Source organism: Cysteiniphilum sp. GTC20157 (assembly GCF_055396795.1).
Map to the genome: position 1 here is coordinate 755,062 of NZ_AP044698.1, position 13,687 is coordinate 768,748.

Annotated in this window: 17 protein-coding genes; 11 read left to right on the forward strand and 6 right to left on the reverse strand. The window is 38.6% G+C overall.

The window, feature by feature from the left end:
- The first annotated feature begins 113 nt into the window (after nucleotides 1–113).
- From ACZ5V8_RS03465 to udk, 10 genes are all read left to right on the forward strand, one after another.
- Entirely contained in the window at nucleotides 114–1,577 is a 1,464-nt protein-coding gene (locus ACZ5V8_RS03465; protein ID WP_464218365.1) for a peptide MFS transporter, read from the forward strand.
- 85 nt (nucleotides 1,578–1,662) lie between these two features.
- Nucleotides 1,663–2,715, forward strand: coding sequence for a glutamine-hydrolyzing carbamoyl-phosphate synthase small subunit (gene carA, locus ACZ5V8_RS03470; RefSeq protein ID WP_464218366.1), 1,053 nt, complete (start codon nucleotides 1,663–1,665; stop codon nucleotides 2,713–2,715).
- 8 nt (nucleotides 2,716–2,723) lie between these two features.
- Nucleotides 2,724–3,179, forward strand: coding sequence for a dUTP diphosphatase (gene dut / locus ACZ5V8_RS03475; RefSeq protein ID WP_464218367.1), 456 nt, complete (start codon nucleotides 2,724–2,726; stop codon nucleotides 3,177–3,179).
- 69 nt (nucleotides 3,180–3,248) lie between these two features.
- Entirely contained in the window at nucleotides 3,249–3,821 is a 573-nt protein-coding gene (pgsA, locus tag ACZ5V8_RS03480; RefSeq protein WP_440615282.1) for a CDP-diacylglycerol--glycerol-3-phosphate 3-phosphatidyltransferase, read from the forward strand.
- Nucleotides 3,822–3,974: 153 nt separating this feature from the next.
- Complete coding sequence (gene infA, locus ACZ5V8_RS03485; protein ID WP_440615329.1) at nucleotides 3,975–4,193, forward strand: translation initiation factor IF-1; 219 nt, start codon at nucleotides 3,975–3,977, stop codon at nucleotides 4,191–4,193.
- A gap of 149 nt (nucleotides 4,194–4,342) precedes the next feature.
- Nucleotides 4,343–4,597 carry an AbrB/MazE/SpoVT family DNA-binding domain-containing protein gene (locus ACZ5V8_RS03490; RefSeq protein WP_464218368.1) on the forward strand — a complete coding sequence of 85 codons (255 nt, stop codon included), beginning with the start codon at nucleotides 4,343–4,345 and terminating at the stop codon, nucleotides 4,595–4,597.
- A complete protein-coding gene (locus ACZ5V8_RS03495; RefSeq protein ID WP_464218369.1) occupies nucleotides 4,594–4,929 on the forward strand; it encodes a type II toxin-antitoxin system PemK/MazF family toxin in 336 nt (111 codons plus the stop codon). The genes ACZ5V8_RS03490 and ACZ5V8_RS03495 overlap by 4 nt, the downstream gene beginning before the upstream one ends.
- A gap of 140 nt (nucleotides 4,930–5,069) precedes the next feature.
- Nucleotides 5,070–5,867 carry a sulfite exporter TauE/SafE family protein gene (locus tag ACZ5V8_RS03500; protein ID WP_440615281.1) on the forward strand — a complete coding sequence of 266 codons (798 nt, stop codon included), beginning with the start codon at nucleotides 5,070–5,072 and terminating at the stop codon, nucleotides 5,865–5,867.
- Nucleotides 5,868–5,883: 16 nt separating this feature from the next.
- Nucleotides 5,884–7,266 (forward strand): NAD-dependent succinate-semialdehyde dehydrogenase, encoded by a 1,383-nt coding sequence (locus ACZ5V8_RS03505; protein WP_464218370.1) that lies wholly within the window; start codon nucleotides 5,884–5,886, stop codon nucleotides 7,264–7,266.
- Nucleotides 7,267–7,412: 146 nt separating this feature from the next.
- Nucleotides 7,413–8,066: a uridine kinase gene (udk, locus tag ACZ5V8_RS03510; protein ID WP_464218371.1), complete on the forward strand. Its 654-nt coding sequence runs from the start codon at nucleotides 7,413–7,415 to the stop codon at nucleotides 8,064–8,066.
- On the opposite strand, the gene ACZ5V8_RS03515 is transcribed toward udk, so the two are convergent.
- Nucleotides 8,057–8,719 carry a ComF family protein gene (locus ACZ5V8_RS03515; RefSeq protein ID WP_464218372.1) on the reverse strand — a complete coding sequence of 221 codons (663 nt, stop codon included), beginning with the start codon at nucleotides 8,717–8,719 and terminating at the stop codon, nucleotides 8,057–8,059. The two genes, udk and ACZ5V8_RS03515, sit on opposite strands and share 10 nt — an antisense overlap.
- Nucleotides 8,720–9,063: 344 nt before the next feature.
- Nucleotides 9,064–9,732 carry a trimeric intracellular cation channel family protein gene (locus tag ACZ5V8_RS03520; protein ID WP_464218373.1) on the reverse strand — a complete coding sequence of 223 codons (669 nt, stop codon included), beginning with the start codon at nucleotides 9,730–9,732 and terminating at the stop codon, nucleotides 9,064–9,066.
- A gap of 211 nt (nucleotides 9,733–9,943) precedes the next feature.
- Here ACZ5V8_RS03520 and metG point away from each other — a divergent pair, with 211 nt between their 5' ends.
- Nucleotides 9,944–11,977 (forward strand): methionine--tRNA ligase, encoded by a 2,034-nt coding sequence (gene metG, locus ACZ5V8_RS03525; RefSeq protein ID WP_464218374.1) that lies wholly within the window; start codon nucleotides 9,944–9,946, stop codon nucleotides 11,975–11,977.
- Nucleotides 11,978–11,981: 4 nt separating this feature from the next.
- Here the strand turns inward: metG and ACZ5V8_RS03530 are convergent, their stop codons facing one another.
- From ACZ5V8_RS03530 to yjgA, 4 genes are all read right to left on the reverse strand, one after another.
- Nucleotides 11,982–12,284, reverse strand: a complete 303-nt coding sequence (locus tag ACZ5V8_RS03530; protein ID WP_440615275.1) for a HigA family addiction module antitoxin — start codon at nucleotides 12,282–12,284, stop codon at nucleotides 11,982–11,984.
- 16 nt (nucleotides 12,285–12,300) lie between these two features.
- On the reverse strand, nucleotides 12,301–12,582 hold the full coding sequence (locus tag ACZ5V8_RS03535) for a type II toxin-antitoxin system RelE/ParE family toxin (protein WP_440615274.1): 282 nt from the start codon (nucleotides 12,580–12,582) through the stop codon (nucleotides 12,301–12,303).
- Between the two features lie 75 nt (nucleotides 12,583–12,657).
- Nucleotides 12,658–13,146 carry a retropepsin-like aspartic protease family protein gene (locus ACZ5V8_RS03540; protein ID WP_464218375.1) on the reverse strand — a complete coding sequence of 163 codons (489 nt, stop codon included), beginning with the start codon at nucleotides 13,144–13,146 and terminating at the stop codon, nucleotides 12,658–12,660.
- A gap of 3 nt (nucleotides 13,147–13,149) precedes the next feature.
- Entirely contained in the window at nucleotides 13,150–13,671 is a 522-nt protein-coding gene (gene yjgA, locus ACZ5V8_RS03545; RefSeq protein WP_464218376.1) for a ribosome biogenesis factor YjgA, read from the reverse strand.
- Nucleotides 13,672–13,687: the final 16 nt, after the last annotated feature.

Below are 13,687 nucleotides of genomic sequence, written 5' to 3' on the forward strand. Positions count from 1 at the left end.
CTCTGTAGCCACGTTGTCGCTCAAAATGCCAATTGCTAAATTCCATCATTTTAATAGTTTTTTATTAAATCTCTGATATGCTTATTTCTTTACATGGTTATCAGGGAATTTATATGACTCAAATTGAGACGCAACCTAAGTCACTTTATTATGCCATCGCACTGAACGTTTGGGAGTATTTTAGTTACTATGGTATGCGTGCGCTATTGGTGCTTTACCTAACACAAAAACTTTTATTTACCGACAACCATGCCTATGCACTATATGGTGCTTACACCGCACTTGTCTATGTCACACCTATCGTCGGTGGCGTCATTGCAGATCGCTATTTAGGCTATTATTGGTCGACCTTGTTAGGTGCTGCAACCATGGTTGCAGGGCACTTAGTGCTTGGGTTAAATGGTGGTGGCTTGTATTTTGGTTTAGCATTGATCATATGTGGTTATGGGTTATTTAAAACCAATGTATCTTGTCTTTTGGGGGCGACATACTCAAGAGAGCATACTAAGCGCGATAGTGGTTTTGCATTAATGTATGTTGGCGGCAACATTGGGTCTTTTATTTCACCGATTTTATGCGCATGGGCAGCACAAGCATGGGGTTGGCATTATGGCTTCTTGTTAGCTGCCATTGGCATGGCGATTGGCTTGGTGATCTTCATAACAGGGCGTAGGCACTTTGTTGCAGGTAATGATCCGCAGTGGAGCGCATTAAAGGAAAAAGGGATATTAAGCATCAAAGTGCTGCCAATTACGGTGTTATTAATCGTAGTTTCTGCGGTATTTTTTAGCTTTGCTTTGTATTATTTGTTTGCCGGTTGGATATTGTTGGCATGTGTTATCGTCAGCCTGTATTTCTTGTTTTTCTTATTTATTAAGCTTGATGGAAAAGATAAAAGATCACTGTTGGCAATTTGCTTTTTTATGATATTTGGTTTGATTTTTTGGGCATTTGATCAACAAGGCGGGAGCTCGATTAGCTTGTTTATTGAACGCAATGTTGTTCGTGACTTTGATGGGTTTACCATTCCAGCGGCAGCATTTCAATCAATTAATCCATTTGCCATTTTAATCGGTGGCGTGATTATGTCACAAGTTTGGTATTGGTTGATTAAAGCAGGCGTTAGGTTAAGCGCGCTGTTTAAAATCACCTTTGGCTTATTGTTTCTAACTTTTGGCTTCTTTATGATTATGATGGGTGCAAAAATTGCAGCGACCACAGATGGGCATGCTTCAATGATGTGGGTGGTTGTTGGTATGGCAGTTATTGGTTTTGCTGAGCTGTTTGTTGACCCTGTTGCTTTATCTGAGATTACACGCCTAAACCCCGGAGGATCGGTTGGCTTTCTGGCAGGTCTTTATATGTTGATAACGGGATCTATTGCGAACTATGCCGCAGCAGAAATTGCGACATTAACAAGTGTCGAAACGGTCAAAGCTGCGGGAGATTTCTTAATTAAAAGTGCCAGTAATTACTATAATGTGTTTGGTGCGATTACCAAAGTTTCAGCAATCGCTTGTATCGTGTTAATCATTATCTCTTTAGTGATGTACTTCGCTAGAAAGCAAAATGCCTAAGGATGTCTAAAAATTAGTGCACTGAGTTTGCAATCTGAAGACTCATCTCATAGAATAGATCAACTTCAATCAAGGTGATTTTTTCATGATTCCAGCAAAGCTTGTTTTACAGACCGGGGAAGTGTTCGAGGGCAAAGTGCCAACATGGGTTAAAGGCATTAATTACGGAGAGATTGTGTTCAATACCGGTATGGTAGGGTACACAGAAGTATTAACTGACCCATCATATAAGGGGCAAATTGTCTGTTTTACTTATCCTATGATTGGTAATTACGGTGTTGAAAATCAAAAGCATTGGGAGTCGGATCAGATTCATGCTGCGGGCATTATTGTTTCAGAGTTAGCTCACTTCTATGCGCGAGTCCAAGGTGAGTCATCATTGCAAGCATGGTGTGAAAAATATAATACCCCAATCATTGCTGATATTGACACACGTGCCTTAACTAAAGTCTTGCGTCATCATGGTGTTGTTTCAGGCGCCATCGTCGTTGGTAAGGATCTGCCGAAAAAATATCCCAATATTAGCGATCTTGATTTAGTTTCGGAAGTGACGATTGATGAGCCGCTAACACATGGACAAGGCGAGAAAACGGTGATTGTTGTGGATTGTGGTATGAAGGCAAATATTTGGCGTTATTTGTGTGAGTATTCTAATTTGACTTTGAAGCGTGTGCCTTATGATTATGATTACACCAAAGAGTCTTATGATGGTGTGTTTATATCTAATGGTCCAGGGGATCCTGCGCGTTGTCAAACCACTGCTAATGTATTAAAAGAAGCGATGGATAAAGCGCCACAAAAACCTATTTTTGGGATTTGTTTAGGGTCGCAAATCATGGGTATTGCGATTGGTGCTAAAACTTATAAGCTTAAATTTGGGCATCGCGCGCAGAACCATCCGTGCTTGTTAGAAGGAAGTAATCGCAGTTATTTAACCTCACAAAACCACGGCTTTGCAGTAGATGAAGCAACCATGCCTGAGAATTGGGAAGTCTGGTTTAGAAATCTTAATGACAATACCATTCAAGGGATTAAGCACAAAGAGTTGCCATACTCATCGGTACAATTCCATCCTGAGGCGGGGCCAGGTCCGGTTGACACAGCATGGCTTTTTGATCGATTTGTCGAACAACTGTAGGTGGTGAGATGAGTCAAACAACGATTGAATTAAAATTATTACGACCTGAAATTTTTGCTGCAATTCCAGAGTATGGTACAAAAGGTTCAGCCGCGATTGATCTGCACGCAGCGATTGAGCAAGATATTCAGTTAAGTTCAGGGCAATGTGAGTTGGTACCAACAGGCATTGCGATTCACATTGCCAATGCGGGATTTGCAGGCATGATTTTGCCGCGATCTGGCTTGGGGCATAAAAAAGGACTTATCTTAGGTAATAGCGTTGGCTTGATTGATTCGGATTATCAAGGGGAGTTGATGGTTTCTTGTTGGAACCGATCAAATGATGTGATTACAATTGAACCGTTAATGCGTTTTGCACAATTGGTGATTGTTCCTGTGATTCAAGCAAACTTTGTTGCGGTTGAAGAATTTGGTGGTCAAACCACACGCGGTGTAGGTGGTTTTGGGCATACTGGGGTATAAACAAACTTGTCGCAAGCTAGGTGCTTTGTTACACTAACTGCGTTAGTCAATAAAAGGATTATAACAAAGATGATCTGGACAGTACCAAATATATTAACCATGCTACGGATATTGCTTATTCCTTTTTTGGTTGTGGCATTTTATGTTCCTTTTCCGCATCATCATGGGGTTAGTGCGACTTTATTTTTATTAGCAGCACTAACTGATTGGTTAGATGGCTTTCTCGCTCGTTACTTTCAACAGACAACAAAGCTTGGTGCCTTCTTAGATCCAGTTGCTGATAAGTTAATGGTGGCTACAGCGCTTGGGCTTTTGATTGCACTTTATCCTTATCCGTGGGTGGCGTTACCTGCGATTATTATTATTTGCCGTGAGATTATTGTCTCAGCATTACGTGAATGGATGGCAGAAATAGGGCAACGCTCAGTGGTTAAAGTTTCTTTTGTCGGTAAAGTAAAAACAGCAGCACAAATGGCGGCAATTTTTATTTTATTATTAAAACCAAAAGACCTAGGAAATATCTGGGTTATTTTAGGATTTGTGTTGTTATATATTGCCGTTATCTTAACGGTTTATTCAATGTGGTTATATCTATCAGCAGCTTACAAGGCGATTAAAGCCAGTGGTGCGATTAGAGATTAGCGGATCGCTAGAGCAATTAAATCTCGAAAAGTTTCAATAGATCAACACTAGGTGTTGAATATTTCTTTAAAATAGTGCATGATTCACACGCTTATTTTATTGGGTGCTTATAAAAGTGCTGAAGTTGAAGATATAGAGAGATTTAAACAAGCAATGGCAAAAGAAGATTGTATTGAATTAGACGGTACGGTAGTTGAGACATTACCAAATACCATGTTTCGCGTTGAACTTGAGAATGGGCATATTGTTACGGCACATATTTCAGGGAAAATGCGGAAGAACTATATTCGTATTTTGACAGGGGATAAAGTTACTGTTGAGATGACACCTTATGACTTAACCAAAGGTCGTATTAAATTCCGTAATAAATAGCTATCGCAGTAGACTAATGATCGACCCTAAGAGAAGAGCCTTCGTTGGAGCATTCTAATTATCTTAATGATTAATTAATCGAACTAAGTATTATATTTTTCGCTTTCCGGTGTTATACTTTTGTATAATTTAAAAGCAGGAGTATCCAAATGTCATCACTACCACTTAGACAATCAGGCGGCGCCAATATTGTAAGTATTCCCAAAAAGATACTTCAAATGCTTAACCTTCACACTGGAGATAAACTAGATATTCATGTTGAAGATAGCAAAATCATTTTAACTCCCAGAGTTGAGGAATTAAACTTGGAGCAAATGCTTGCTGAAAGTCCAAAAGAAAGTTTTAAGCTTTTAGCTGAAGATAAAGAATGGATGCAAGACAAACCTAAAGGGAAAGAGTCTTGAAAAAATACATTCCAAATCAAGGCGATATTATCTGGCTTGATTTTGATCCAAGCTCTGGACGTGAAATAATGAAGCGTAGACCTGCTTTAGTGTTAACAAAAGCTGTTTTTAATGAGCATACTGGCTTTGCTTTTGTCGCTCCAATAACAAGCATTGAGCGAGGGAATAAATTTGAAGTAACACTCCCTGATAAGTGTAAAACTAAGGGTAGTGTACTAACCTTTCAAATACGCTCAATGGACTTCCAATCGCGCAATGCAGAGAAGATAGAAATATGCCCAAAAGCATGCCTTGAGCAAGTTTTGAAAATATCAAAGGTAATTTTGTCATAAATAGAGAATTGCTTAATCTAATATACCGCAGCTAGAGATTTTTGGGAATTTAGCAAGCTCTTGCTTGTATACAAGCGTATGCCTAAGTAATATTGCTCTTTAAACAAAACATCACTATTGGTGTTTGTAATGTTAAGAGAGTGTATAAATTGAGTTTGACTTTACTAATTGTACTTATTTGTTTGGTAGCACTTTTGGCCGGTTTTGTATCAGGTGTATTTGGTGGCGGTGCTGGTCTTATTAATGTCCCTGGCTTTTATTTATTGATGCAATATGCCTATCCGTCAAGTGATCACTTAATGCAAGTTGCGATTGCCTCGGGCGTTACTTCGAGTGTTCTATTGGGTTTCTTTGCAAGCTTTAAACAGCATAGATATAAACAAATCTGTTATCACACCTTGCGTTGGGCAATGGTTAGTGTGCTTTTAGGTGGTGTCTTAGGTGTGTTTCTAATGACAGCGATTAGTAGTAATGACTTAAAGGTTATCTTTGCACTGATTGTTATTGTTATGGCAGTTTGGATGTGGCGCAAGCTCAAAGTCGTGCTGAAAGTATGGAAGGCACCACTGCCACTAAAAGCAATTAGCGCATTTCTAGCTGGAATGTGTACGATGCTTTCAGGTGTATCGGTTTTCTTTGTCCCATTTCTAACGAAATGTGGTTTAGATATTCGTAAAGCAATCGGTACATCAACGGTCATTACCATGGTTTTATGTTTAGTGATGTCTGGCTTTTTTGTGCTCTTTGGTTGGCATGCTAATAATTTACCACCTTATAGTGTTGGCTATTTGAATTTGGTATTTTTTTCAGTGGCGCTTATTCCCAGCGTGATTGGCGTTAATGTTGGTGTTAAAGTAACCGCACTCATTTCACATAAATATTTACAAATTATCTATATTGCAATGATGTTGTTTGTTGCCGTCACGATGCTTATTTAAAACGAAGGAGAATAATGTGAAAAAGGAATATCAAACGATTAATCCAAGTAATGGTCAGCGCTTAAATACCTATCAAGTGTTTACTTTACCTGAAATAGATCAAACAATTGAAAAAGTGAAAAATGCACAATCATTATGGCGAAATCACGCGATTGATCAGCGTATTGAAAGTGTCGAAAGAATCAAATCACTGCTATTGCAAAATATTGATCAATATGCGCGTTTAATCACGAATGAAATGGGCAAAACACTGAAGGAAAGTATTGCTGAAATTAAAAAGTGTGCTTTTTTGTGTGACTATTATGCAGAACATGCGGTGGCAATGTTAAGCCCGCAAAAAATCGACTATCCAGGCCTAAATGCTGAGCGTGTATTTGCGCCGCTTGGTGTTATCTATATGATTATGCCGTGGAACTTTCCTTTTTGGCAGGTGTTTCGTGCCGCGATTCCTAATATCTTAATTGGCAATGGTATCGTATTAAAGCATGCGGAAAATGTCATTGGCTCAGCGTGTGCAATTGAATCACTATTTACGCAAGCAATAGGACAACTAATATTAAGCAATGTGGTGATTGATCTTGCACATTCTGAGCATATTATTAAACATCGTGATATTGCCGCAGTAACACTCACCGGTAGCAATCGCGCCGGCAGCATTGTTGCCAAGCAAGCCGGAGAAGTTTGCAAAAAAACTGTGCTGGAGCTAGGTGGATCCGATGCCTATATTATTCGCAAAGATGTCGATGTTGAGACAGTTGCTAAAGAAATAGTTCATGTCAGAATGCTCAATAGTGGTCAGGTGTGTATTTCACCAAAGCGATTGATTGTTGATAAATCTATTAAAGTGGCATTTGAAACAGCAGTACTTAATACCATTAGCAAGATTATTGTTGGCGACCCGTTAGCAGAGAATACAACGATGGGACCAATGGCAAGGACTGATTTACGTGATAACTTGCATCACCAAATTGAAACAAGTATTGCGCAAGGTGCCAAGCTACTGACTGGAGGAACGTTCCTTGAAATAGATAATACACAAGGTTTTTACTACGCTCCAACCGTACTTACCGATGTCACACCATCGATGTTGGCATTTCAAGAGGAGTTATTTGGTCCGGTAATTACGATTAGCTATTCAAACAATGATGAAGAAGCAATTGAGCTTGCAAATAACTCGAAGTATGGCTTAGGTAGTGCGATTTTTACCAAAGATATTGAGTATGCCAAAGAAGTAGCAGAAAAGCGCATTGAAGCGGGCATGTGTTTTATTAATCAATGTGTTGCCTCGCATCCAGCGCTACCATTTGGTGGTGTCAAGCAATCAGGCTATGGCAGGGAGTGTTCATTAGAGGCGCTGCGTGAGCTTGCTAATATTAAAACAGTTTTAATCAGTTCATAGCTTAGCTAATTATTGAAGTATAAGCTTTAGCAGCTGCTTAGAAATACTGCGAAATGGTTTACAAGTGACATAAAGGTCAAAGAATTTTACTGCTTTTTTTAGAAAAGTCGCTAGAATGTCACAAACTCATCAAATCATGTATTCGGATGCAAAGTAATAAAAATATTGTCATCATTGGTGTTGTCGGCGGTTCTGGTTCTGGAAAAAGTTTATTATCTAATACGATTGTTGAGGAGCTTGAGGATTTAGAATCCGCAAGAGTGACGGTATTATCTGAGGATCATTACTATCGTGATAATAGTCATTTATCAAAAATACAGTTAGACAAGTTAAACTATGACCATCCAGATGCCTTTGAACACAATTTATTAAAAGAGCATTTAGAGTCACTTATTGCCGGTCAAAATATTGAAGTGCCATTGTATGATTATGCAACACATAGTCGGGTGAAAGGTCAAACTCTGCCGATTAGTGCGCAGACGAGCATTTTGATTCTAGAAGGGATCATGCTGTTTACTGATGAGAATATACGAAAGCTTATGGATATTAAAATTTTTATGGATACCCCAATGGATGTATCCTTTATCCGTCGTTTGGTGCGTGATCAAAAGGAACGTGGTAGGACAGTCGATAGCGTAGTGACGCAGTATTTAGAAACAGTGCGGCCGATGTTTTTACAGTTTATTGAACCTTCTAAACGTTATGCTGATATTATCGTGCCGCATGGTGGCAAGAATAAAATTGCCATCGATGTGATTCGTTCAAAAGTTCGTGAATTATTAAGACATAATCACGCGTGACAAAGTGTTAATACACTTATTTTATCAATATGATTTCCTGAAAAGCTTTGAATACACTCGATAAGTGCCTTGAGTGTCGCGCCTGTCGTATAGACATCATCAATAATTAAAAGATGTTTAGATGTAATTGCGTGTTTTTGCTTAAAAACATGATGCATTTGACGTTGTCGTTGTTCATAGCTTGATTTAGCTTGTGGTTTAGTATACTTGTGGCGCTTTACTGAGCTTAGATCAACAATGTGATGAGCTGAGGCTAAATGTTTAGCCAAAATTTCTGCTTGATTAAAGCCGCGCACCAAAAACCGCAAGCGATGACTTGGCACGGGCAAGATATAATCAACATCAGCAAGTGAATGTAAACGTTTAAAGCTTGCTGAGAGATATAGTCCCAAAGCATTACCCGCAATATGACTATTTTGATATTTAAATAAAAACAGCAGTTTGCGTGTTAAGCCTTCAAAGTGATTTAACGCATAGAAAATTACAGGCTGACCATTAATTATTAGTTGTTGGCGTTTATGGCTATGAGATTCTTTGGTGAGTGCTTTTTGGCAGTTATTGCAAAGTCCTTTGTTGGTTATTTGTTGACAAATAATACACTGGCTAAAAAAGACGATAGTTTTAAGTTTATGTGCATAATTGCGCAAATGCATTGATTTCTCCAGTCAGCTTGATGTGTTTTATAAAATACACTTACCAGTTAAGCATGTTTTTGGGAATATGCATTCTTGCTGTCCATGTATCAAAAATAATACGGTCAAATACTTTGATGAAACGTGCATTGTGCAAACATGAGTGTAAAATTCAATCAAAGCTGTGGCGAGTGATTAATGTTCACCTGTCGATAAGCAATAATACAAATAAGTCAAGGAGCATAAAGAATGAGTATATCAAGCACGACAAATACTTCAAAGTGGGCAAGGTTTGCAGAAGGCTATAAAAAATTCTGTAACCATCAGTCTGAGATGGCACGTAAGCGTATGGGTGTCTAGTTTGATTAGGAAAAATATTTAACTTTAGGTAAGTGCCAGTTTTTATATATGGCGCATAACCTAAGGGTGAAGCCTATTGCGATAATAATCAGTGCACTGATGAGATTATCTATTTTGAAATATAGTGTTAATGCGTGGAGTATGCCAACTAATGCTGCGACAAGCGCATAGAGCTCAGCCTGAAAAACCAAAGGCACATCATTACACAATACATCACGCAACACCCCGCCAGATACACCTGTAATAATTGCCATTAATATGGCAATGATGAAACTGCCATAAACCATAAAATGGTCATTGTTTACCGCGTGTTGCGCGACACTATAGCCAATGTCACTGCCCAGATAAGCAAAAGTTACAAGCCCTAAAGCATCAACAATTAAGAAAAATTTATGACGCTTAACAATGTGGCGCGCGATAAAAATAGCTAAGATAGAGGCAATAAAAGTCACCAGAATATACTCAGGATACATCACCCAAGTTAATGGGTAATACCCTAAAAGAACATCACGCACCGTACCACCACCTAGCGCGGTAATGGTTGCAATCGTGACAATTCCAAAAATATCCATGTTTTTTCTACCGGCAGAAATCGTGCCGGACATGCTTTCAGCAGTGATCCCAATCACATAAAGGATTTGAAAGACGATGGCTTTATCAATAAGAAAGTACATTGTTTACTAAAGAGTTGTTTATGCTTAAATTGGTTTGCCATAATAAACCTAGATAGTGTAAATAGGCAAAGCATTTTGAACACTGCAAATAATCATGAACATTATGATTTTGGCACAAAGCATTAAATTGATTATGCGTATCAACAAGTCTGTAAAATACCGTGCAACTGGTATATAATCACCAACACTTTCAGTATTCTATACAATTTATATGAGAAACATTCTAGTCACCAATGCATTGCCATATGCTAATGGTCATTTGCATTTAGGACATATGCTTGGCTATATTCAATCAGATATCTGGGTGAGGTTCCAAAAAATGCGTGGCAATCAATGCCACTTTGTTTGCGGTAGTGATACGCATGGCACGCCAATTATGCTTAAAGCAAAAAAAGAAGGGGTTAAACCTGAAAAACTGGTTGAGCAAATGTCGCAATCGCATCGTGATGACTTTATTGACTTTGAGGTTGAGTTTGATAACTATCATTCTACACATCATCCACTGAATCAGGAGGTTGTTGAAGATATTTATTTAAAGCTTAAAGCAAATGACCTGATTAGCACGCGTGAAATTGCGCAAGCTTATGATCCAAAGGCTGAGATGTTTTTGCCGGATCGTTTTGTCAAAGGGACTTGTCCTAAATGTAAGGCAGAAGATCAATATGGTGATAGCTGTGAGGTCTGTGGTGCAACCTATTCGCCAACGGACTTGATTAATCCAAAGTCTGTGGTTAGTGGTGAAACACCGATTCAAAAAAACAGTGAGCATTTCTTTTTTAAGATCAGTGAATTAAGTGAAGATATTCAAAAGTGGATGAAGCACAACAAAGCATTGCAACCCGAGGTGCAGAATAAACTCAAGGAATGGTTTGAGTCAGGTTTGCAAGATTGGGATATCTCACGTGATGCACCCTATTTTGGTTTTCCAATTCCGGGTACGGATGATAAGAAGTTTTTCTATGTCTGGCTTGATGCGCCGATGGGTTATATTGCAAGCTTTAAAGACTTATGCAATCGCGCAGGCATTGACTTTGAAGCTTACTGGCGTCAAGAAAGCAAGGCGGAGCTTTATCACTTTATTGGCAAGGATATTATTTATTTTCATGCGCTTTTCTGGCCGGCAATTCTAAATGCCGTAGATTATCGTACGCCTACAGGCGTTTTCGCTAACGGATTTTTGACAGTTAATGGCAAGAAAATGTCAAAATCACGTGGTACGTTTATTGCAGCAAGAACTTATCTAAATCATTTAAAAGCTGACTATTTACGCTATTATTTTGCCAGTAAATTAACCCCTAGGATTGATGACATCGATTTGAATCTTGAAGACTTTGTGCAAAAGGTGAACTCAGATGTGGTGGGTAAAGTCGTGAATATTGCCAGTCGTTGCGCGGGCTTTATCAATAAGCGTTTTGATGGCATGTTATCTGAGCATATTCATGATCAGGAGCTGATTGAACGCTTTCATGCAGCACATGAGGAAATTACAACGCTTTTTGAGAAGCGTGACTTTGCCCAAGCGTTACGTGTCATTATGAATCTTGCTGATCAGGCGAATCAATATGTTGACAGCTATAAGCCTTGGCAGCTGATTAAAGAAGAAGGTCAAGCGCAAACGGTGCACGAGGTTTGCAGTCTAGCGATCAACCTTTTTAAAATCATTATTGGTTATTTAAAACCAGTAATGCCTGATTTGGTACTAAAAGCCGAGCATTTTTTAAATATTAATCAATTGCAATGGGCTGAGATTCCAAACGTATTGTTGGGACATAAGATCAATGTGTTCAAGCCATTGATTGCACGTGTTGAGTCAGAAAAAATTGAATTAATTATTGAGGAAACAAAAAAGATGCAATTAGAAGCAGAGCAACTAACAGAGGCCGTCCCTGAGGCTGCAGTGGAAAATAGTTTAAACATTGCTGATGAAATCAAAATCGATGATTTCTTCAAAGTGGATTTACGTGTGGCGCAAATTGTTGAAGCTGATCATGTCGAGGGTTCTAATAAACTATTGCGTTTAAAGCTTGATCTGGGAGAAGAGCAAAGACAAGTGTTTTCAGGGATAAAAGCAGCTTATAATCCAGAGAGTCTTGTAGGAAAATATACGGTAATGGTCGCAAATTTGGCGCCACGCAAGATGCGTTTTGGACTGTCAGAAGGAATGGTGTTATGTGCAGGTGATGGTGATTCACTATATCTACTAGAACCCGATCAAGGGGCAATTCCCGGAATGCGTATTAGCTAAGTTTCTAAATAGGTTGATTGAATGCTGGTTGGTAAGGTGTCAGTTCCAAGCTTTCCAGTTTTTTAGTCGCTTTTTGACTATCATATGATGCCTGTATTTTTAACATTAGTGCTGAGCTGATATTAAAAACTTTTTCAATACGTGCAGCTAGATCCGGTGTAAGGCTTGCTTTGCCATTAACCACTCGAGATAACGCAACACGAGTAATTCCTAGCATGTCTGCTACTTTTGAGATGTTGAGGTCTTTGTCCTCCTCAATCACAAGACTTTTAAATACAATGCCAGGGTGTTGTGTATGTTTGCTCATTTTCATGCTCCAGGTTTTAGTGATAGTCTCTATAGTCAACGATATAAATATCACCATCTACTAACTCAAATGTTAAGCGCCAATTGCCATTAACATCTAATGCCCATGGTCTTGTCTTGCCATGGAGTTGGTGAGGTCTTAATCGATAAAACAAAGTTATAATTTCTTGCTCATTACTGATATGATCCAAAGCAGTCAAAAGGCTCAGCAGTTTATCGGCATGTTTGGGCTGAATGCCTTTTGTGCTACCTTTTTCCCAAAGTTGTTTTAAGCCTTTGTGCTTGAATGACTTTATCATAAGTGGCAAGTTTTATTTTGTATATTGGAAGTATACGAAATAAATAAGGAATGTAAATGGTCACTATACAATTTGTTAAATTTTCTGCTTTAAAATTAGCGTGTTGTTCTTTTGAATCATCTCCAGTTGTTTTAATGCACTCATACCTAAAAGAATGAAATCATCATCAGCTTGAGGATTGATGCTGGCGCGAACATTGCTCAATGTGATATTGCCAATACGCAATTGATCAATCATCGTCTGATAAACAGTGATATTACCATTAGCGGTACTGACGCTATAACCCAAGCCTTTCTTTAATCCAATTTGTTTGGCAATATGCTCAGGAATAGAGACGGAGCTTGCCCCTGTGTCGACCAAAAATTTGACGCTAACGCTATTAATAAAGCCAAAGCTGACATAGTGATGATTGTAGGCATTTAAAACAACTGTTTTTTCAAACGTGTTTTGTTGCGATGTTGGTGTTAGATTTACGTTTTCTTGATGTTGTAAATAAGAATGCGCAAGATAGGTGATAAGAATAAAGATGACAATCCAAAAAGCATAGATAAAGCGCTTTTGCATTACTTAACCTAGTGTTTCTTTTAATAATTGAAAAATCTGGCGATAGGATTTGCCAGGGTTCTGCCGTAATACTTCTTTGTGATGATTGCGAATCAGTTGGCGTAATTGCTGTGTATCAGTATGCGGGTGATCATTCATTAGCTTATTAAGTGTCGCTTTCATCGTATGCTCATTAATAAGCGCATCACGCAATTGCTCTAAACGATGCATTTTAGCAATTTCAACCTGATTTTTTTGAGTATAACCATCGTAAGTGGCATAAGCTTCGCTAAGATCAGCATTGCGCATCAGTTTACCAATGTATTGCAGCTGACGTTTTAAGGCGATGCGTTGCATCGATTTTGCCTTGATGATTTCATCAATAATTTTGTCATCTAAGGGCATTTTCTTTATGCGTTCTTCACTTAATTCAGTCAATTTCTTACCGAAGTCGGTGATATCGTGGGCTTCTTTTTTAACTTTTGTGCGACTTTTTTCTTCGATAGAATCATCACTGCTATGATCTTGGTAATATTCTTCAGTCATTGCCGTTTTTCAATAG